16 protein-coding genes and 1 rRNA gene are annotated in these 22,119 nt (G+C 35.9%); 15 read left to right on the plus strand and 2 right to left on the minus strand.

Annotation, left to right across the window (positions count from 1 at the left end; genetic code table 11):
- The first annotated feature begins 104 nt into the window (after positions 1–104).
- The 6 genes from tgt to OL234_RS00585 all read left to right on the plus strand — a co-directional run bounded on the left by tgt (position 105) and on the right by OL234_RS00585 (position 8,365).
- Complete coding sequence (gene tgt, locus OL234_RS00560) at positions 105–1,250, plus strand: tRNA guanosine(34) transglycosylase Tgt (RefSeq protein WP_275469236.1); 1,146 nt, start codon at positions 105–107, stop codon at positions 1,248–1,250.
- An 82-nt stretch (positions 1,251–1,332) separates the two neighbouring features.
- Positions 1,333–1,704: a preprotein translocase subunit YajC gene (yajC, locus tag OL234_RS00565; RefSeq protein ID WP_275469237.1), complete on the plus strand. Its 372-nt coding sequence runs from the start codon at positions 1,333–1,335 to the stop codon at positions 1,702–1,704.
- A 305-nt stretch (positions 1,705–2,009) separates the two neighbouring features.
- On the plus strand, positions 2,010–4,592 hold the full coding sequence (gene adhE, locus OL234_RS00570; RefSeq protein ID WP_275469238.1) for a bifunctional acetaldehyde-CoA/alcohol dehydrogenase: 2,583 nt from the start codon (positions 2,010–2,012) through the stop codon (positions 4,590–4,592).
- A gap of 211 nt (positions 4,593–4,803) precedes the next feature.
- Positions 4,804–5,667, plus strand: a complete 864-nt coding sequence (gene mreC, locus OL234_RS00575; RefSeq protein WP_275469239.1) for a rod shape-determining protein MreC — start codon at positions 4,804–4,806, stop codon at positions 5,665–5,667.
- 2 nt (positions 5,668–5,669) lie between these two features.
- Positions 5,670–6,194 (plus strand): rod shape-determining protein MreD, encoded by a 525-nt coding sequence (gene mreD, locus OL234_RS00580; protein WP_275469240.1) that lies wholly within the window; start codon positions 5,670–5,672, stop codon positions 6,192–6,194.
- Positions 6,195–6,337: 143 nt separating this feature from the next.
- Positions 6,338–8,365: a C40 family peptidase gene (locus OL234_RS00585; protein WP_275469241.1), complete on the plus strand. Its 2,028-nt coding sequence runs from the start codon at positions 6,338–6,340 to the stop codon at positions 8,363–8,365.
- Positions 8,366–8,412: 47 nt separating this feature from the next.
- Here OL234_RS00585 and OL234_RS10995 read toward each other — a convergent pair whose 3' ends face one another.
- Positions 8,413–9,114 carry a prepilin peptidase gene (locus tag OL234_RS10995; RefSeq protein WP_367618537.1) on the minus strand — a complete coding sequence of 234 codons (702 nt, stop codon included), beginning with the start codon at positions 9,112–9,114 and terminating at the stop codon, positions 8,413–8,415.
- A gap of 180 nt (positions 9,115–9,294) precedes the next feature.
- Here OL234_RS10995 and uvrC point away from each other — a divergent pair, with 180 nt between their 5' ends.
- The 3 genes from uvrC (at position 9,295) to OL234_RS00600 (ending at position 13,340) form a co-directional block, all read left to right on the plus strand.
- The gene (uvrC, locus tag OL234_RS00590; RefSeq protein ID WP_275469242.1) at positions 9,295–11,091 is read left to right on the plus strand and encodes an excinuclease ABC subunit UvrC; all 1,797 of its coding nucleotides are present in this window, start codon (positions 9,295–9,297) and stop codon (positions 11,089–11,091) included.
- An 85-nt stretch (positions 11,092–11,176) separates the two neighbouring features.
- A complete protein-coding gene (locus tag OL234_RS00595; RefSeq protein ID WP_275469243.1) occupies positions 11,177–12,076 on the plus strand; it encodes an ABC transporter ATP-binding protein in 900 nt (299 codons plus the stop codon).
- A complete protein-coding gene (locus OL234_RS00600) occupies positions 12,069–13,340 on the plus strand; it encodes an ABC transporter permease (RefSeq protein ID WP_275469244.1) in 1,272 nt (423 codons plus the stop codon). Before OL234_RS00595 ends, OL234_RS00600 begins: the two co-directional genes overlap by 8 nt.
- A 4-nt stretch (positions 13,341–13,344) precedes the next feature.
- On the opposite strand, the gene add is transcribed toward OL234_RS00600, so the two are convergent.
- A complete protein-coding gene (add, locus tag OL234_RS00605) occupies positions 13,345–14,379 on the minus strand; it encodes an adenosine deaminase (protein WP_275469245.1) in 1,035 nt (344 codons plus the stop codon).
- Between the two features lie 336 nt (positions 14,380–14,715).
- On the opposite strand from add, the gene metG reads away from it, so the two are divergent.
- The 6 genes from metG to OL234_RS00635 all read left to right on the plus strand — a co-directional run bounded on the left by metG (position 14,716) and on the right by OL234_RS00635 (position 21,857).
- Positions 14,716–16,731 (plus strand): methionine--tRNA ligase, encoded by a 2,016-nt coding sequence (metG, locus tag OL234_RS00610; RefSeq protein WP_275469246.1) that lies wholly within the window; start codon positions 14,716–14,718, stop codon positions 16,729–16,731.
- Positions 16,732–16,810: 79 nt separating this feature from the next.
- Positions 16,811–17,578, plus strand: coding sequence for a TatD family hydrolase (locus tag OL234_RS00615; protein WP_275469247.1), 768 nt, complete (start codon positions 16,811–16,813; stop codon positions 17,576–17,578).
- Positions 17,575–18,168 (plus strand): ribonuclease M5, encoded by a 594-nt coding sequence (rnmV, locus tag OL234_RS00620; protein ID WP_275469248.1) that lies wholly within the window; start codon positions 17,575–17,577, stop codon positions 18,166–18,168. The genes OL234_RS00615 and rnmV overlap by 4 nt, the downstream gene beginning before the upstream one ends.
- Positions 18,158–19,042, plus strand: coding sequence for a 16S rRNA (adenine(1518)-N(6)/adenine(1519)-N(6))-dimethyltransferase RsmA (gene rsmA / locus OL234_RS00625; protein ID WP_275469249.1), 885 nt, complete (start codon positions 18,158–18,160; stop codon positions 19,040–19,042). Before rnmV ends, rsmA begins: the two co-directional genes overlap by 11 nt.
- 121 nt (positions 19,043–19,163) lie before the next feature.
- Positions 19,164–19,733, plus strand: coding sequence for a hypothetical protein (locus OL234_RS00630; RefSeq protein ID WP_275469250.1), 570 nt, complete (start codon positions 19,164–19,166; stop codon positions 19,731–19,733).
- A 567-nt stretch (positions 19,734–20,300) separates the two neighbouring features.
- Positions 20,301–21,857 (plus strand): 16S ribosomal RNA (locus OL234_RS00635).
- Positions 21,858–22,119: the final 262 nt, after the last annotated feature.

A 22,119-nucleotide genomic window follows, 5' to 3' on the forward strand; every position in this document is an offset into this window, starting at 1 on the left:
ATGTCAATGTTATACTAAAAAAGTCTAGTAAGTGAACTTTGATTGAGTAGATTAAAGGGAAACTTGCTCAAATAAACAAATAGTAAAGAAAGTAGGGCAACGTAATGACAGAACCAGCCATTCGTTATCGATTAATAAAAACAGAAAAACATACAGGTGCACGTTTAGGTGAAATTATCACCCCGCATGGGACCTTCCCGACACCGATGTTTATGCCAGTTGGAACATTAGCGACAGTTAAAACTCTTGCTCCAGAAGAGCTAAAAGAGATGGGTGCAGGAATTATCTTAAGCAATACATACCATCTATGGTTAAGACCGGGAGAAGACTTAGTTGAAAAAGCCGGTGGTTTACATAAGTTTATGAATTGGGATCAAGGTATTTTAACAGATTCAGGTGGTTTCCAAGTCTGGTCTTTATCAGAAATGCGTAATATTACTGAAGAAGGTGTCAGTTTTAAAAATCATCTTAATGGGTCTAAAATGTTTTTATCCCCAGAAAAAGCAATTCAAATTCAAAATAAATTAGGGCCAGATATAATGATGAGCTTTGATGAATGTGCGCCATTTTATGAAAGTCATGATTATGTTAAGCGTTCGATAGAGAGAACGAGTCGTTGGGCGGAACGCGGCTTAGAGGCTCATGCTAATAAAGATCGTCAAGGTCTATTTGGTATTATTCAAGGTGCTGGTTTTAAAGATTTGCGCGAGCAAAGTGCCCGTGATTTAATCAGTATGGACTTCCCAGGTTATTCTATTGGAGGTCTATCTGTAGGAGAAACTAAAGATGAAATGAATCAGGTCTTAGAGTACCTAAATCCGATTATTCCAGCGGATAAACCACGTTACTTAATGGGAGTAGGAACAGCAGACTCGCTAATTGATGGTGTTATTAATGGTGTTGATATGTTTGATTGTGTCTTGCCAACACGGATTGCACGTAATGGAACATGTATGACAAGCCAAGGTCGTTTGGTTGTTAAAAATGCTAAATATGCTGAGGACTTTAGACCATTAGATGAAAAATGTGATTGTTATACATGCCGTAATTATACACGTGCGTACATTCGTCATTTAATCAAATGCAATGAAACGTTTGGTATTCGCTTAACGTCATATCACAATTTATACTTTTTATTAAACGTGATGAAGCAGGTAAGGCAAGCTATTATGGATGATAATTTATTAGAATTCCGTGAAGCATTCTTCGAAGAATATGGCTTTAATGAAAAAAATGCCAAAAACTTTTAGTTAAAAGTAGTAAAAAACTAGTAGTTTAGCTAATTATTTGTTAGAGTAGAAGAGATAAAATAGAAAAAAGAGGTGCAATATAATGAATGCTACAATGTTACTTCCCTTAATATTATTAGGGGGTATGATGTTTTTTATGACCCGTTCTCAAAAGAAACAACAAAAACAACGTCAAGAATTATTAAATAGTATGGATGTTGGCAGTAAAGTTGTGACAATCGGTGGTTTACATGGTGTTGTCTCAGAAATTAATACGGAAAAAAGTACTGTGATCTTAGATTGCGAAGGTATCTTCTTAGAGTTTAACCGTGTTGCTATTGCGACAGTTACGCCAACTGAAGAAACTGCTACAGTAGAGCCAGCAGTAGAAGTAAAAGAAGATAAAATCGTTAAAGAAGTCGAGACAGTAGAAGAAGTTGACGCAACGGAAGCAATTGTTGAGGAACAAAAATAATCATATAAGATACATGTTTAAAAGCCTAAAGATTAATCTTTAGGCTTTTTTTATTTTCATTTTTCATGAAACCTATTTTCATGTTATTAGAAAGAAAGTGATCTTAATCACAATAGAAAAAACATCCTTAAAAGAGAGGGTATGACTATTTTAAAAAGGGTCAAAACACCTTGTTTAAAGGCTGACAGAGTTGTTTTGTTTGTTTTGTGATTAAAATCACAAAAAACTATTTACAAATAATAAAACGTGTAGTATGATAAATTGTGAAAAGAGTAACAAAAGAAAATTTTCAAGGGGGATTCATAATGGTAGCCAAAAAAGAAACGATTAACGTGAATAATATGATAGATGAATTAGTGAGTAAAGGTAACAAAGCTTTAGAGGTGATGGAAGAATTTACTCAGGAGCAAGTAGATAATATTGTTCATCAAATGGCGATGGCTGCATTGAATGCACATATGCCATTAGCTAAAATGGCAGTCGAAGAGACTGGTCGAGGTATTTATGAAGATAAAGCTATTAAAAATATGTACGCTTCAGAATCAATTTGGAATAGTATTAAAGATGATAAAACCGTGGGAGTAATTAATCGTGATGAAACAAAAGGTATTGTTGAAATCGCCGCACCAGTTGGTGTTGTATGTGGGGTGACGCCGACAACTAATCCAACCTCAACGACTATTTTTAAAGCAATGATTTCAATTAAAACGCGTAATCCAATTATCTTTGCTTTCCACCCAAGTGCTCAAAGATGCTCTGCTGAAGCTGCTAAAATTGTCCGCGATGCAGCTGTTGCAGCGGGTGCTCCTGATAATTGTATTCAATGGATTGAACAGCCTTCGTTAGATGCTACAAGCGGGTTGATGAATCATCCAGGTGTTGCAATTGTTTTAGCAACTGGTGGTTCTGGCATGGTAAAATCAGCTTATTCAACAGGGAAACCAGCTCTAGGTGTAGGACCAGGAAATACTCCAGCATATATTGAAAAATCAGCAAAAATTAAACGTGCGGTCAATGATATCATCGTTTCTAAATCATTTGATAATGGTATGATCTGTGCCTCAGAGCAAGGAATTATTGTAGATAAGGAAATTTATGAAGAAGTTAAACGTGAATTAGAGTCACACCAAGTTTATATTGTCAAATCTTCAGAATTAGAAAAACTTGAAAATACAGTGATGAATGAAGCAAAAACAGCAGTTAATCCAGCAATTGTTGGAAACTCAGCTGAGGCTATTGCGAAACTAGCAGGCATTAAAGTTCCGACAGGAACTAAAATTTTAGTAGCAGAATTAGCGGGTGCAGGTTTAGAGTATCCTTTATCACTAGAAAAACTATCACCAGTTTTAGCAATGATTAAGGCTAACGACCAAAAACATGCTTTTGAGTTATGTGAAAAAATGCAAGAGTTTGGTTTAGGACACACAGCCGTGATTCATTCTGAAAATGAAGAGTTACAAATTAAATTTGGCTTGAAGATGAAAGCATGTCGCATCTTAGTTAATACGCCTGCTTCAGAAGGTGGGATTGGTGATATCTATAATGAGATGGTACCATCATTAACCTTAGGTTGTGGCTCATATGGTAAAAACTCAGTTTCTAAAAATGTTTCATCAATTAACTTAATTAATATAAAAACTGTAGCGAAACGGAGAAATAATATGCAATGGTTTAAGTTACCGCCAAAAATTTATTTTGAAAAAAATTCATTAAATTATTTAGAAGAAATGGCAGATGTTGAACGTGTCTTCTTGGTTTGTGACGAAGGAATGGTTAAGTTTGGCTATGCAGATCGTGTGATTGAAACACTTCGTAAACGTAAAAATACGGTACAAATAGAAGTCTTTTCAGATGTAGAACCTGATCCATCAAGTAACACCGTTTACGCTGGAACAAAACGAATGGTTAGTTTCCAACCTGATACAGTCATCGCTTTAGGCGGGGGGTCAGCTATGGATGCTGCCAAAGGGATGTGGATGTTCTTTGAACACCCTGATACTGAGTTTTTTGGAGCAAAACAAAAATTCCTAGATATTCGCAAACGTGCTTATAAAATACCGACAGCCGAAAAAGCAAAATTCGTTTGTATCCCAACTACATCGGGAACAGGATCAGAAGTCACACCGTTTGCTGTTATTACTGATAGTGAGACCGGTGTTAAATATCCATTAGCAGATTATGCGTTGACGCCAGATGTTGCTATTATTGACCCGCAGTTTGTCATGTCAGTTCCTAAATCAGTTACTGCAGACACAGGGATGGATGTTTTAACGCATGCTTTAGAATCATATGTATCAGTAATGGCTTCTGATTATACCCGTGGGTTAAGTTTGCAAGCTATCAAATTAGTTTTTGAGAACTTAGAAGCGTCATGTGATCATCCTAATGAAGAAAATCGTGAAAAAATGCATAATGCTTCTGCTTTAGCGGGTATGGCATTTGCTAATGCTTTTCTGGGTATTTCTCATTCAATTGCTCATAAATGTGGAGGGGAGTTCCATATTCCTCATGGACGTACGAATGCTATTTTATTACCACATGTTATTCGTTATAATGCTAAGGATCCATCAAAACACGCTATGTTTCCTAAGTATGATTATTTCCGAGCGGATCAAGATTATGCAGATGTTGCTAAGTTTTTAGGTTTATCTGGTAATACTACTGCTGAATTAGTCGAATCATTAGCTAAAGCTGTTTCAGATTTAGGGAAGCGTGTTGGAATTGAGATGAGTTTTAAAGCTCAAGGTGTTACCAAAGACCACCTAGATAGTAAAGTGGATCGTTTAGCTGAACTAGCTTATGAGGATCAATGTACAACAGCCAATCCGAAAGAGCCGTTAATTAGCGAGTTAAAGGAAATTATTATACAAGCATATAAGGCCAAATAAAAGTTAACTAAAATTTAAAGAGTGCATCTATCTGACAGATGTACTCTTTTTTAGTTGTTTTTATTTTAAAATAGCAAGTTAAACAGTTGTTAGGAGCGATATATTGATAGGTTTGAGCAATCATTTATAGAAAAAACTAACGAATAATGTTAAAATAATTGGCAGGTGTGTCTTTTATGGCATGAATTAGAAAGGAATTTGAGGTGGGCTAGTGAAAAAAATAAATTCGAGTAAAAATATCATCATTGCAATCATTATTGTGGTTATTGTTGTGTTTCTAGTCAGTGTTAGTTCAACAAATCGAAATAAGTCAAAAGAAGTCGGACTCGTACAGTCATTAACAAATGATGTGACGGCCACAGTTGATAAAGTTGTGGCATTTCCATTTAAAGCAATTAACAATGGTGTTCACTCGGTTAGTAATTTGTTTAGTACATATGATGATAATGAGCGCTTGAAACGTCGTTTAGATGAGTATGTGCAACTTGAGAGTGAAAATCAAACACATAAACAAGAGGTTAAGGAATTAAAAGAACAGTTAAGTTTAAATGAAACAATCTCAAGTTATGATAAGGTAAATGCAGCTGTGATTAGTCGATCACCAGATACATGGCAAGATATATTAATTATTAATAGAGGAACCAAAAATGGTATTGATGTTGATATGCCAGTGTTAGGTAATAAGGGATTGATAGGTCGTGTACTATCAGCCAATGCACACTCAGCCAAAGTTGAGTTATTGACGTCGACGAACAAAAATACAAACCATTTTCCAGTTATGTTATCACCTGAAGGAGAAGCAGAAACTTATGGATTGATGGAAGAATATAGTGAAGAAGAAGAGGCGTTTGTTGTTCGACAATTCAAATCTTTAGAGGGTGTAAAAGTTGGCGATAAAGTAACAACGTCAGGTCTGGGTAAAACATCACCGCGTGGGTTGTTGGTTGGTGAGGTTAAAAAGATTAAAGATAGTAAGTTTGGTTTAAATAAAGAAGTCTATGTTAAACCAGCTTCATCAATGTACGATATTTCTGTTGTAACAGTTGTTCAACGTGCGATAGAGAGTGATGAATAATTATGATGGATAATATTGAAAAAAAGAGTCTTATAAAAATGACTTTACCGATTATTTTGGTTGTTGTAATGTTACTAGATGGACAGATTAGCAATAATTTGCGTTTATTAACTGATAATACCATTTATTTTAATAGTCATCTTTTATTATTAGGGTTGATTTTAGCTAGTTTACATTTTTCTAAACGGTATATGATGATTCTATCTGTTTGTGTAGGGATTCTATTTGATGTGTATTATTATAGTTTAGTCGGGATAAATATGGTATCGTTACCGTTGACAGTGTTGCTGATTTATATGGTGTTTAAATATATAGAGCCGTCGATTGTTTCAATCAGTATTAGTTTAGTTGTATTTATTACAATCATGGATACTAGTGCGTATATGCTGCCTGTCGTATTTAAATTAATTAATGGTAACATTTTTGAGTTTATTGCTAAAAACTTAGGACCAACACTATTGTTTAATGTTGTTATGTTCTTATTGTTAGTATATCCATTGAAAAAAATAATCACGGTGACTAACTAATTATCCTAGGTGAGCGCTTTTGAAATGTTTTTGTAACATAGATATTATATCACTGACATGTAACTGTGTTACAATTCAGATGTTGATTAAGAAAAGGTTAAGAGTAAATACTTATAAAAAAGAAAAATTCGGAGGAATGACACGTGAAGAAACGCATCATGTCTGCATTAATGATTAGCTCGATTGTTTTAGGAACAGTTGTAGCACCAGCGGTAGGTCTTGCCGATGAGTTTGATGAAAAAATTGAAAAGTCAAACGAGAAGATTAATGAATTAAACGCCAAAGAGGCTTTAGCAAATGAAACTTTAGCAGCTGTAAGAGCTCATATTGAATCAATTAAAGGTCAAGCAGAGGACTTACATAAAGAACAAGGTTCATTACGTAAAGAAATCAAAAAACTGAAAAAAGATATTAAAAATCTTGAGAAAAAGATTGCTAAGAGAGATGCTTCAATTAAAAAACAAGCTCGCTCAGTACAGGTAGAAGGCAAAGCTACTAGCTATGTTGATGCCGTTTTAACATCAGATTCAGTATCATCAGCTGTTACTCGTGTAGCAGCCGCTACTAAATTAGTAAGCGCTAATGATGAGTTAATGAAACAACAAAAAAATGATAAAAAATCTATTGAGAAGAAAAAAGACTCAGCAGAAGAGAAAATGGAGCAACTAAATGCTAATGCTGTTGAATTAGAAGCTACTAAAGGTCAGTTACTAGATCAAGAGTATTACCAAGTTGCTTTAATTAATGAAATCGCTGCTGAACGTGCTACTGAAGAAGCACAACGTGATGAGTTCTTACAGTTAAAAGCTGAAGCGGAAGCACAACGTTTAGAAAATGCTAATATGCAACCGGTTGAAGATGTCCCAACATTAATTGAAAATGTTGTCCCAGTAGTTGAAGAAACTCCAGTAGTTGAAGAAACTCCAGTAGTTGAAGAAACTCCAGTAGTTGAAGAAACTCCAGTAGTTGAAGAAACTCCAGTAGTTGAAGAAACTCCAGTAGTTGAAGAAACTCCAGTAGTTGAAGAAACTCCAGTAGTTGAAGAAACTCCAGTAGTTGAAGAAACTCCAGTAGTTGAAGAAACTCCAGTAGTTGAAGAAACTCCAGTAGTTGAAGAAACTCCAGTAGTTGAAGAAACTCCAGTAGTTGAAGAAACTCCAGTAGTTGAAGAAACTCCAGTAGTTGAAGAAACTCCAGTAGTTGAAGAAACTCCAGTAGTTGAAGAAACTCCAGTAGTTGAAGAAACTCCAGTAGTTGAAGAAACTCCAGTAGTTGAAGAAGCTCCAGTAGTTGAAGAAGCTCTAGTAGTTGAAGAAGCTCCAGTAGTTGAAGAAACTCCAGTAGTTGAAGAAACTCCAGTAGTTGAAGAAGCTCCAGTAGTTGAAGAAGCTCCAGTAGTTGAAGAAACTCCAGTAGTTGAAGAAGCTCCAGTAGTTGAAGAAGCTCCAGTAGTTGAAGAAACTCCAGTAGTTGAAGAAACTCCAGTAGTTGAAGAAACTCCAGTAGTTGAAGAGGAAGCATTGATGCTTGATGTTCCAAAAGTTGATACAGTTCCAATGACTGATTTAGAACCAGCTAAACCAGAAGTTCAACCAGAACCAGAAGTTCAACCAGAACCAGAAGTTCAACCAGAACCAGAAGTTCAACCGGAACCAGCTCCAACACCGGAACCAGAGCCAACACCGGAACCAGAGCCAACACCGGAACCAGCTCCAACACCGGAACCAGCTCCAACACCGGAACCAGCTCCAACACCGGAACCAGCTCCAACACCGGAACCAGAGCCAACACCAGAACCAGCTCCAGCACCGTCAGCTAATGGTGCTGCAATTATTGCAGAAGCTCAAAAACATTTAGGGAAACCTTATGTTTGGGGAGCAAAAGGACCAGATTCTTTTGACTGTTCAGGCTTAACTCGTTATGTTTATTTACAAGTAACAGGTAGAGATATTGGTGGGTTTACAGTTCCTCAAGAAAGTGCTGGAACTCAAATTTCAGTATCACAAGCACAGCCAGGAGATTTATTATTCTGGGGTGGTCATGGTGGTACATACCATGTAGCAATTTCAACTGGTGGAGGCGGATATATCCATGCCCCAGCACCAGGACAAGGTGTAACGTACGGATCAGTAGAATACTTCACACCAGATTTTGCAGTACGTGTACTTTAAAATTAAAATTTGAAGCTAACCCATACGGGTTAGCTTTTTTTGTACTTTTATAAGAGAGAATAATTTATAAGTAGTGAGACAAATAAGAAAGGGACAAAGGGTAAGCCGTGGCAAGGTTTAAAATTAGGTAATAAATAGAATGTCATAATAGCTAAGGCGGCTGCTAATAAAATAGTCATCAACAAGAGATAATTTGATAATATAAGGGCCCAACTTAATAATAGTTTAATATCACCTAGACCAATGTTATTAGGATAGTATTGATAATATAAATAGAAGAAAATGAAAAGAAGAAAAAAATCTGTTAAGTGAATCGAATGAAAACCATTAAAGTAGAGTTGAAATATTAATGAAAGAATAGTACTGATAAGAAGAAGTGTAGGTTCAACGATAAAGAAATAAAGATCAAAAAAAGTTAACCAAAAGCTAAAAAAAAGTAATGAAATGATTGGGAGATTGGAAGGTTTTGATAGTATCATATAGGAAAGTAGAACAAATAGAGTGCCAGTGAGTAGTTCTATGTAAAAATTAGAACTATTAAACTTTTTTTTACAATAAAAACAGCGACCTTTAAGTAATAGATAAGATAACAATGGAATTAATTGCCAAAAAGGAAGTATCTTGTGACATGATAAACAGTAGGAGCGTGGAGTTAAAATTGAATCAGTAGTGTAATATCGCTCTAATGATAGAGAGATAAAGGAACCCATGCAGCAACCAAATATAAACATGATAAAAAAAATGATCATAGATAATACCTCCTAATAAGTAAGTACGCAATAATCGATGACTATTATTAATATTAAATGTAAAAGTAAAATATAAATCATAGAATATGAAGCAGGAAGATAATTGGGTTATAATAAACATAATATGTAAAAATACGAGGTAAAATATAACTATACATAAGTGAAAGTTGGAGGGATTTGATGGTTGTTAATGAACAAATTAAATATAAATTAGCCTTACTACCGGATCAACCTGGCTGTTATTTAATGAAAGACAAAGATGGCGTTATTATTTATGTAGGAAAAGCTAAAATTTTAAAGAATAGAGTTCGTTCTTATTTCACAGGAAGCCATGATACTAAAACAGAGAAATTAGTAAGTGAAATCGTGGATTTTGAATACATTGTAACAGAGTCGAATATTGAAGCATTATTATTAGAAATAAATTTGATTCAAAAAAATAACCCTAAATATAATATTATGTTAAAAGATGATAAGAGCTACCCATTTTTGAAAATAACTAATGAGGCTTATCCTCAATTGCAAATTGTACGGAAAATAAAAAAAGATAAAGCTCTATATTTTGGCCCATATCCAGATGTAAAAGCAGCAAATGCTACAAAAAAATTATTAGATAAACTTTATCCATTGCGAAAATGTAGCTTGACAGCAAAAAAACCGTGTTTATATTATCATTTAGACCAATGTTTATGTCCCGGGGTATTTGATGTAGATCCCAAGATTTATCAGGAGATGGTTTCAGAAATTAAATTATTTTTAAATGGTGGCTATGATAAAATTAGACAAGAATTGAATAAAAAAATGTCCAGCGCTGCTGAAGATATGGAGTATGAAAAAGCTGCAGAATATCGTGATCAGATAAGTTCTATTGAAACAATTATGATGCCGCAAAAAATGACTACTACAGATTTTGTAAACAGAGATATTTTTGGTTATGCAGTCGATAAAGGATGGATGTGTGTTCAAGTTTTTTTTGTCAGGCAAGGAAAGATAATTGAGAGAGAGATTTCTCGTTTTCCTTTTTATGGCGAGCCAGAAGAAGATTTTTTAACCTATATCGGTCAATTTTATTTAAAAGAGCAACATATATTACCAAAAGAGGTATTGATACCAGACAATGTTGATTTAGAGAGCGTAGAAGCTATGTTATTAACTAGAGTATTGCAACCTAAACGCGGTGATAAGAAAAAACTAGTATTACTTGCCAATAAAAATGCTGAGGTATCATTAAAAGAGAAATTTGATATTATTAGCCGTCAACAAGAACGTACTACTGGAGCGATTGAAAAATTGAGTAAAGCTTTGGGGGGGATACCCTTAGATAGAATTGAAGCGTTTGATAATTCTAATACAATGGGAACTAATCCAGTCTCTGCAATGGTTGTATTTGAAAATGGTAAACCTTGTAAAAGCGATTATAGAAAATATAAAATTAAGACAGTAATGGGACCAGATGATTATGGTTCAATGAGAGAAGTAATTTATCGCAGATATGCACGTCTGCTTAAAGAAGAGTCTGACTTACCAGATTTAATTATCATTGATGGTGGTAAAGGGCAGGTTGAAGTAGCACGTGATGTTTTAGAAAATCAATTGGGACTTAGTATTCCCATAGCAGGTTTAGTAAAAAATGATCAACATAAAACGAGTGAGTTGTTATTTGGAAATCCTTTAGAAGTAGTAACGCTGAAGAGAAATTCATCAGAATTTTTTCTATTACAACGTATCCAAGAGGAAGTACATCGTTTTGCGATTACATTTCACCGGAGTCTTCGTAGTAAAAATAGTTTTTCATCTCAGTTAGATGGCGTAGATGGACTTGGTCCAAAGAGGAAAAAGTTATTATTAAAACATTATAAATCATTAAAAAATATTAAGGCAGCTTCTCAAGAAGAGTTAGAAGGACTTGGAATACCTAGAAATGTCGCAGTTAATTTAAGAAAACACTTTGATCTAGGTGAAAATATAGAAGGTTAGTATTATTTTTTTTGTTAAAATGGTATGCTTGAAACTAGTCAAGCTGTTTTACCATGTGAAATATGGTAGAGAGGGAGGAATGTAGATGTTAGAAGTAAAGCAAGTAGTCAAAAAATTTGGGGACATGACAGCTGTTAACAATGTCTCGTTTACGATTCCAGAAGGACAGATTTTAGGATTAATTGGGCAAAATGGTGCAGGAAAGACGACTACTTTTCGTTTGATTTTGGATTTTTTGACACCTGATAAAGGGGAGATTTTATGGAAGGGTCAGCCACTTACAGAAAAAGATTACAATATTATTGGTTATTTACCTGAAGAGCGTGGCTTGTATCCTAAAATTAGTATTGAAGAACAGTTGATTTATTTTGCGAAACTACGTGGCAAAAGTAAAAAAGAAATTATTCCCAAGATCGATTTTTGGATGGAGAAATTTAAAGTGAAAGGGAAGAAGACTGATAAAGTAAAGTCACTTTCTAAGGGGAATCAGCAAAAAGTACAATTGATTGCTACGCTAATACATGAACCTAAATTGATTATTTTAGATGAACCTTTTAGTGGGTTAGATCCAGTTAATGCAGAGTTATTGAAGGATGGTATTATTGAATTAAAAGATAAGGGATCATGTGTTATTTTTTCTAGTCATAACATGGATAACGTAGAAAAAATTTGTGATCATTTGATTATGTTACGAAATGGTGAAATAGTATTAGATGGTAAGGTTCACGATATTCGACAGCAGTTTGGTCGAACAAACTTATTGATTGAATCTCAGTTAGAACTTTCTGAAATAGCCGCTATTTCAGGTGTTAATTATGCCAAGTTAAGACCTGATGGAATGATAGAGGCAGAGTTAGCGACACCAGAAGTCGGGAAAGAAATTTTTGAAAAAGCCGCTGCTTTTGGTTACATGCCAGTTTTCAACCAATTACCGCCAACTTTAGAAGAAATTTTTAAATTGAAAGTAGGTGAACACGTTGAATAAATTTTGGGTAGTAGCACTTGAAACATACAAACGCAATGTTAAAAGTGTCTCTTTTGTGATTATGATTTTAGCTCCTTTTTTAATGATAGGATTTTCTTTATTGATTGGTTTAGTTAGCGCCAAGTTTAATGATACTTCTGATATTGCCGTTATCTCAAATAATACGGAAATACGCCAAACTTATTTAAAAGAAACTCATTTTAAAGTGAAAGAAGAGGTCCAGTCGATTAAAGCAGCGCAAGTTGCTATGAAAGATAAAGAAATTGATGGTTATTTAGTGATTGAATTTGATGATAAAACTGATAAAATAGCAGGGGATTATATTGGTTCTACGTCACTAGGAACAAGTGATGAATTAGAAATAACACAAGCTCTCACTACGATGCAACTTGCTAAAATCAGTAAGAGTATCAATTTAGCATCGAGTGATTTAAAAAGATTGAATGAACCTGCCAAGTTACAAACGAAAACAGTCGAATTTAAAAAAGGTAAGATGGAAGAAAAGGGTTTAAATCGAATAGCTTTGTCAGCGGGCTCTGTTTTTATTGGATTGGCAATGTATATGATTATTCTGATGTATGCCCAAGTAACGGCTACAGAAGTAGCTTCTGAAAAAGGCACACGGATGATGGAAATTATCCTATCTAGCACATCGGCAGCTAAGCATTTTTATGGAAAAATCATGGGTATTTTCTTAGTCATCTTAACTCAAGTATTAGTGTATTTTGTTTTAGGTGTGGGGGGCTTTATGCTGGCAAAAGATATGTCTGTCATTCAAGATTTTTTAAAAACTGTCTCATTGAAAGAATTATTAGGAGGACTATTAGGGTATAATTTGATTTACCTTCTTTTAGGGGTGGTTATTTATACGATTTTATCTGCTTTATGTGGGTCGTTAGTTTCAAAAGCAGAAGATGCGGGAAAATCAGTTTCGCCTGTGACCTATTTAACTATTTTCGGTTTTATGATTAGTACAATGTTTGGTATGAGTAATCCCCAACATTTAATTATGAAAGTGACGTCTTATATTCCGTTCTTTTCATCTTTTACAATGCCAGCTAGAATTGCTAGCGGTACAGTGGAAAGTCGTGGCATTATCATATCGTTATTAATTTTAATAGTATCTACATTAGTATTGTTGAAATTTTCAGCCAATATGTATCGTTCAACGGCTTTGATGTATAGTGATGAGAACATGTGGAAAGTTTTAAAACGGTCATTTACGTCAATGAAACGAGAAAACATTCAAAGAAAAAAACGATAAGCAATTAGCTTATCGTTTTTTTTATAGAGGTACTATATCCATGAGTGATGATACTATGTAAGATTTCTTTTTGTTTGGAATCGATAAAGGCGCCGTCAATAGCATGGTGATTTAATTTTTCTAAACAGGCATAATCAATACCGTACCACGCCTCTAATTTTAAATATTCTTCTGTTAGCGTAGTATTTGAGACAGTTCGATTATCAGTGTTGATGCAAATTTTTAAACCAGCATCTAGAAATTTTTTAAAAGGATAGTCGGCTAAGTGAGTGACGGCTTTCGTCTGAAAATTACTTGTTGGACACATCTCAATAACAGTTTGGTTTTCCAGACAGGTTTTGATAACAGTCTCATCTTTTTGAATAGCGATACCATGTCCAATCCGTGTTGCACCTAATTTGATTGAGGTCATGACGTTGTGTGGACAGCCACATTCACCAGCGTGCAAGGTTAGTGGTAGCTTGGCTTCTTTGGCAAAGTTGAGGACGTCTGAAAAATTTTCTGTTGGATAATTAGCCTCATCACCAGCTAAATCAAAACCAACGACCCCGTTTTGAGAGAAATCAGATACGGCTTGGACCACTTGTTTATTATCAGCTATGGTATGGTGTCGCATACCACACAATAAAGCATTGCTTTGAACGCCAAACTCTTTTTTGCCACGAGCGAGACCTTTTAAAACGGCAGTTATTATTTGAGTTAAATTCAATCCTTTTTGATTAAATAAAAGTGGTGCAAAGCGAACCTCAATATAGGTCACGTTTTCTTCTGCCACTTGAGCTATTAAGTCATAAGCAATTAATTCTAAGGCAAATTCAGTCTGTAAAAATGGTAAAACTAAGTCAAACTTTTCTAAATAAATAGACAAGCTAGGGCAATCTTCAGGAGCTATTAACTTTTCAGCTAAAAGCTGTCCTTTATAAGGCAAAGGTATTAATTCTTCTTGTGCAATCTTTTCTAATATATGAGGCCTAACTGATCCATCAAGATGGCAATGTAATTCGATTTTAGGTAAGGCTTTGACAAGTGCTTTTTGCATAATATCCCTCCAAGTGATTGAATGTCATAATAGTTTAGCTATTAATATACAGGTTATTTTTATATAATGCTAGTGTTTTTAATTTATCTTGTAAAATCATAAACTTGAAATTTGGATCTGAAAATTAATTAACTCACGCATGTGGAAAATAATCAATGGTTACTAAGAGATAATGGAGAGAGGGATTATGTTACTTTGATAAAAGATATTTAAGAACATACTTAGAAACTATCATAAATTTTTTGAGTCGTAGCTAAGCTTTATGGTATACTGATATATAATTATGTGCAGTAAAAAATCGACGGTAAGTAGTTGATTCAAGGAGGAGTTCTGACTATGACAAAGACAGAAAAAAAGACATTTTATATTACGACACCGATTTATTATCCAAGTGGGAGATTACACATTGGCAGTTCATATACAACGATTGCTTGTGATGCTATTGCAAGATATAAACGTTTAACGGACCATGATGTTTTTTATTTGACAGGTTTAGATGAACATGGACAAAAGATTGAAAATAAAGCAGAAGAAATGGGGATTTCACCACAACAATATGTTGATGAGATGGCAGTTGATGTGCAAAAATTATGGAAAGATTTAGATATTACAAATGATAAATTTATTCGGACAACTGATAAAGATCATGTTGAACGTGTCCAACAAATTTTTGAACGTTTATTAGCACAAGGCGATATTTATTTAGGTGAATATGAAGGTTGGTATTCAGTATCAGATGAAGAATACTTTACTGAAAGTCAATTAGAAGAAGTTTATCGTAATTCTGATGGTAAGGTGATTGGTGGAAAAGCACCAAGCGGTCATGAGGTAGAGCTAGTAAAAGAAGAATCTTATTTCTTTAGAATGAGTAAGTATGCAGATCGATTACTAGAATACTATGAGCAGCACCCCGATTTTATCCAACCGGCTTCTCGTAAAAATGAAATGATTAATAATTTTATTAAGCCAGGTTTGGAAGATTTGGCAGTGACACGTACAACTTTTTCATGGGGAGTACCTGTGCCAAGTAATCCAAAACATGTAGTATATGTTTGGATTGATGCCCTATCTAATTATATTACGGCGTTAGGTTATGGCAGTGAAGATGATAGTAATTTCAAAAAATTCTGGCCAGCCAATGTTCACATGGTAGGGAAAGAAATTGTGCGTTTCCATACTATTTATTGGCCAATAATGTTAATGGCATTAGATTTACCATTGCCAGAAAAAGTATATGCTCATGGTTGGATTGTTATGAAAGATGGTAAAATGTCTAAATCTAAAGGGAATGTTGTCTATCCAGAAATGTTAGTAGAACGTTATGGTTTAGATGCCTTACGTTATTACTTATTGCGAGCGATTCCTTTTGGAAATGATAGTGTGTTTACACCAGAAGATTTCGTGGCACGTGTCAACTATGATTTAGCTAATGATCTAGGTAACTTACTGAATCGGACGATTGCCATGATCAATAAATATTGTGAAGGACAAGTACCTAAATATGCTTCTCTAGTCACTGATTTTGATAGTGAATTATCAACGACAGCGGCGAATATCATTGGGAAGTACCATAAAGCTATGGATAATATGGAATTTAGTGTTGCGTTACAGGAAGTATGGGCCTTGATCTCACGCGCTAATAAATATATTGACGAAACTGAACCTTGGGTTTTAGCAAAAGATCCTGAGCGTAAAGCAGAATTAGACAGTGTAATGGTACATTTGGCTGAATCATTGCGTATAGTTGCGATTTTATTACAACCAGTTTTAACAGAAGCGCCAAAAGAAATTTTTAAACAATTAGGATTACACGATGCCGAAATGTCTATTACGGACATTCGTTTTGGTGAGTTTCCTGAAGATGTAAAAGTTATCAGTAAAGGTCAGCCAATCTTCCCACGTCTTGATACCGAGCAAGAAGTGGCTTATATCAAAGAAAAAATGAATGAAACAGTCGCAGCAGAGACAGCAGAAGATTTTACTTGGGATCCTAAAGAAACTGAATTGGTTAGTGTGAAAGATAAAGCAATCAAATATGACGATTTTGATAAAGTTGAGTTAAAAGTAGCAGAGGTAATTGATTGTAAAAAGGTTGAAGGTGCAGATAAGTTACTTCAATTTAGGTTAGATGCGGGCGATAAAAATCATCGTCAAATTTTATCAGGTATTGCCGAATTTTATCCAGCACCAGCAGATTTAATTGGTAAAAAAGTTTTAGTTGTAGCTAACTTAGCACCAAGAAAATTACGTGGTGAAATTAGCCAAGGAATGATTTTATCAGCTGAGTTTGATGGTAAATTACAGTTGATTGAAGCACCAAAAGGTGTTCCTAATGGTTCTGTTATAGCATAAAACAACACTAACGATTGAAAGCTACTTCAGTTTTCAATCGTTTTGTGTTAGGGAAAAATAGTTTAAAGGAGAGAGTAATATGATTTTTGACACACATACTCATTTAAATGTCGCACAATTTTCAGAAGATGTACCGGAAACAATGGCTAGAGCGGCTGAATTAGGCGTAACAGAAATGGCAGTAGTTGGTTTTGATACACCAACAATCATTAAGTCGTTAGAGTTAAGTACTGCCCATTCTTCTATCTATAGTATTATTGGGTGGCATCCGACAGAAGCGGGGGCTTATACCAAAGAAATCGAAACAGATTTACAGGAAAAATTAGTATTACCTAAGGTAGTCGCGTTAGGAGAAATAGGTCTAGATTATCATTGGATGGAAGATCCTAAGGAAGTACAAGAGCGGATATTTCGCCGTCAAATTGCAATTGCTCGTGAGATGAATTTACCCATCAGTATTCATACGAGAGAAGCGATGGCAGACACTTACCGAATCTTAAAAGATGAAAATGTCCAAGAGATAGGTGGCATCATGCATAGTTTTAGTGGAGACACAGAATGGATGAAACGTTTTTTAGATTTAGGGATGCATATCTCATTAAGTGGTGTGGTAACCTTTAAAAAAGCTGCTGAAGTTCAAGAAGTAGCTAAAGAGGTCCCTTTGGAGCGTTTGTTAGTTGAAACAGATGCCCCTTATTTAGCCCCAGTTCCTTATAGAGGCAAAAGAAATGAGCCTGGTTATACACGATATGTTGTAGAAAAAATTTCAGAATTAAGAGGAGATAGTTTAGAGGTAATTGCTGATACAACACGTAAAAATGCCCATAAACTATTTAGACTAAAATGAATGAAAAATTAAAAATAAAAGAAATTGTTGTAGTTGAGGGAAAAGATGATACAAAACGTTTGCAACAAGTTGTTGAGGTCGATACGATTGAAACAATTGGATCAGCAATCAATCAAGACATTTTACTGAGGATAGAACATGCCCAAGAAATAAGAGGAGTTATTGTCTTTACAGATCCTGATTTTTCTGGTGAAAAAATCAGGAAAATTATTACAGCTGCAGTCCCCAAAGTTAAACATGCTTTTATTTCTCGAAAAGATGGTGCACCACAGAAAAAAGGAAGCAGTTTAGGGGTTGAACATGCTAGTGATGAAGCTATTTTGGATGCGCTAAAGAATGTTTTGTCACCATATGAGGCGTTTGATGATACTAGTCAAACTTTTGAAATCCCACGACAATTACTATTAGACTATGGTTTAATAGCTGGCGCGAAGGCTAAAAAGCGTCGAGAAGCATTAGGTGATTACTTGAGAATCGGTTATACTAATGGAAAACAACTCTGTAAACGTCTAAAGATGTTTCAAATTACAGAAGTCGAATTAAACAAGGCTATGGAAGTGGTCTTAAAGGAGGAAAAAGATGGAGTATAAAGAAATAGCAACTCCAAGTCGTACAAAAGAGATCCTGAAAAAATATGGATTTTCTTTCAAAAAAAGTTTAGGTCAAAATTTTTTAACAGAACCTAATATTTTGCGGAATATTGTTTTTGCAGCGGACTTGTCTGAAAAAACTAACGTTATTGAGGTAGGGCCGGGAATTGGTGCTTTAACTGAGCATTTAGCTCGCTATGCTAAGCAAGTACTTGCTTTTGAAATAGATGGTCGTTTAATTGAAGTATTAGATGAAACTATGGAACCGTACCCGAATGTGACAGTTATCAACGAAGATGTCTTAAAAGCCGATTTAGTAACGGTAACCAAAGAAATTTTTGAAGAAGATTTACCAATTAAGGTTGTTGCCAATTTACCATATTATATTACAACACCAATTATGATGCATTTTCTAGAGTCAAATTTAGATGTTGCTGAAATGGTTGTCATGATGCAAAAAGAAGTGGGCGATCGTATTACTGCACAGCCGAGTACTAAAGCTTATGGGTCATTATCGATTGCTGTTCAATACTATATGGAAGCTTCTGTTGCTTTTATTGTGCCAAAAACAGCCTTTGTACCACAACCTAATGTTGATTCAGCTATTATAAAATTAGTTAGACGTCAAACCCCAGCTGTTACAGTTACAAATGAACGTGCTTTCTTTAAATTGACGAAAGCCGCTTTTAACCAACGTCGAAAAACATTGTGGAATAATTTACTTGCAACTTACGGTAAAGAAGAAGAAACAAAAGAACGTCTGACAGTTGCTTTATCAGTTGCAGGAATTGATCCGAAGCGTCGTGGAGAAACATTATCGTTACAAGAGTTTGCAGATCTATCAAATGCTCTGGCAGAAGTAAAAATCAACTAATTTGATCAAAAAAAGACGATTGTCTGACAATCGTCTTTTTTATTTTCTAAGTGTCTTGACACATGAAGGTGCGTAAGGTACTATCTCAGTAAAGGTGTCAAGACACAAAAGGTGGTGGAAAATGTATTCAAATGTAAAGAAGATGACTTTCTCAGCAGTATTAGTAGCTTTAGGTATTTTAATTCCGATTGTGATGCCAGTAAAAGTGGTCATAGGACCGGCTAGTTTCACTTTAGCAAGTCATGTACCAGTCTTTTTAGCCATGTTTATATCCCCAGGAGTTGCTATTTCAGTCGCGCTCGGAACAGCTTTTGGTTTCTTCTTATCTTTCCCAGTTATTATAGCAGCCCGTGCGTTATCACATGTTTGTTTTGCAGTCATTGGTGCAGCAATTTTACAAAGAAAACCAAGTATGACATCTTCTACAGTCAAAATTATTGGTTTTAATATATTTATTGCTATCATTCATAGTTTAGTTGAATTATTAGTTGTTTCCATTTTTTTCTTTACAGGAAATATGTCTGGAGCAGTATATGATCAGGGATTTTTATATGTAGTATGTGGGCTAATCGGTATAGGTGGTATCATTCATAGTTTAGTTGATTTTAGTTTGGCTTATTACTTAGCTTTAAAATTAAATGGACAGCTAGCTTTGCCAATACTAATAGAAGGTAAAAGATCTGGTAACTAGTAATTAAAAAAGTCGCTCAACTTTTTAGTTGGCGATTTTTTAGATAGAACTTATTATGTGCTATATATAGAAGATAATAAAAGCAAGAGTCAGTATGTTAGTGAGAAAACTATAGCAGGTTAACTAGTTTAGAATTAAATGTAAAAAAAGTATTGACAGTTAATCAGCTAGGTGTTATTCTAATTAGGTTGCTAAAACAACAACGAAATGTTTTTGTAACAGAATTTTAAAAAGAATGTCACAAAGTTGTTGACAACAACAACTAAGCGTGATATTATGATTAAGTTGCTAAAACAAGTCGCAAGGCTTCGTTGAAACAACTCAAAAAAATATTTTAAAAAGTTGTTGACAATGACAACTAAACATGATATTATAAATGAGTTGCTAAAGCGACAAGATTTAGACCTTTGAAAACTGAACAAAGTAAGACGAACCAAACGTGTAGGATGTTATCTTTTAGTAAGATAACAACACAAAAATTTTTATCAGTTTTATATTAAAACTGTATAGTGAAGTAATTCGCTAGCAATCATTAATGAGCTAAAGACTTCGGTCTTAATCATAACTTTTATTGAGAGTTTGATCCTGGCTCAGGACGAACGCTGGCGGCGTGCCTAATACATGCAAGTCGAACGCTTCTTCGAAAGGTGCTTGCACCTTTCATATAAGAAGAGTGGCGGACGGGTGAGTAACACGTGGGTAACCTACCCTTCAGCGGGGGATAACACTTGGAAACAGGTGCTAATACCGCATAATTGGTTTTGCCGCATGGCAGAACTATGAAAGACGCTTTCGGGTGTCACTGAAGGATGGACCCGCGCCGCATTAGTTAGTTGGTGAGGTAATGGCTCACCAAGACGATGATGCGTAGCCGACCTGAGAGGGTGATCGGCCACACTGGGACTGAGACACGGCCCAGACTCCTACGGGAGGCAGCAGTAGGGAATCTTCGGCAATGGACGAAAGTCTGACCGAGCAACGCCGCGTGAGTGAAGAAGGTTTTCGGATCGTAAAACTCTGTTGTTAGAGAAGAACAAGTGGGAGAGTAACTGTTCCCACCTTGACGGTATCTAACCAGAAAGCCACGGCTAACTACGTGCCAGCAGCCGCGGTAATACGTAGGTGGCAAGCGTTGTCCGGATTTATTGGGCGTAAAGCGAGCGCAGGTGGTTCTTTAAGTCTGATGTGAAAGCCCCCGGCTCAACCGGGGAGGGTCATTGGAAACTGGAGAACTTGAGTGCAGAAGAGGAGAGTGGAATTCCATGTGTAGCGGTGAAATGCGTAGATATATGGAGGAACACCAGTGGCGAAGGCGACTCTCTGGTCTGTAACTGACACTGAGGCTCGAAAGCGTGGGGAGCAAACAGGATTAGATACCCTGGTAGTCCACGCCGTAAACGATGAGTGCTAAGTGTTGGAGGGTTTCCGCCCTTCAGTGCTGCAGTTAACGCATTAAGCACTCCGCCTGGGGAGTACGGTCGCAAGACTGAAACTCAAAGGAATTGACGGGGGCCCGCACAAGCGGTGGAGCATGTGGTTTAATTCGAAGCAACGCGAAGAACCTTACCAGGTCTTGACATCCTTTGACCACTCTAGAGATAGAGCTTTCCCTTCGGGGACAAAGTGACAGGTGGTGCATGGTTGTCGTCAGCTCGTGTCGTGAGATGTTGGGTTAAGTCCCGCAACGAGCGCAACCCCTATTGTTAGTTGCCATCATTAAGTTGGGCACTCTAGCGAGACTGCCGGTGATAAACCGGAGGAAGGTGGGGATGACGTCAAATCATCATGCCCCTTATGACCTGGGCTACACACGTGCTACAATGGATGGTACAACGAGTCGCAAGGTCGCGAGGCCAAGCTAATCTCTTAAAGCCATTCTCAGTTCGGATTGTAGGCTGCAACTCGCCTACATGAAGCCGGAATCGCTAGTAATCGCGGATCAGAACGCCGCGGTGAATACGTTCCCGGGCCTTGTACACACCGCCCGTCACACCACGAGAGTTTGTAACACCCGAAGTCGGTGAGGTAACCTTTTGGAGCCAGCCGCCTAAGGTGGGATAGATGATTGGGGTGAAGTCGTAACAAGGTAGCCGTATCGGAAGGTGCGGCTGGATCACCTCCTTTCTAAGGAATATAACGGAATCCTACAGGTAAGTCACTTTGTTCAGTTTTGAGAGGTCTACTCTCAAACTTATTGTTCATTGAAAACTGGATAGTTAAAGATATAATTAATCAAAACAAACCGAGAACACCGCGTTGATGATAAGTACATTAGTACTATTCATAAGAGTTTTTAAACAAAGTTCAAAACGCTGTTTAAAGGATTGATGGAGCATGTATCGCTACATGTGGAAGTCAAAAATCTAACATTAATGTTAGTAAATTA

The organism is Vagococcus intermedius (genome assembly GCF_029144185.1).
Taxonomy (GTDB): domain Bacteria; phylum Bacillota; class Bacilli; order Lactobacillales; family Vagococcaceae; genus Vagococcus_D; species Vagococcus_D intermedius.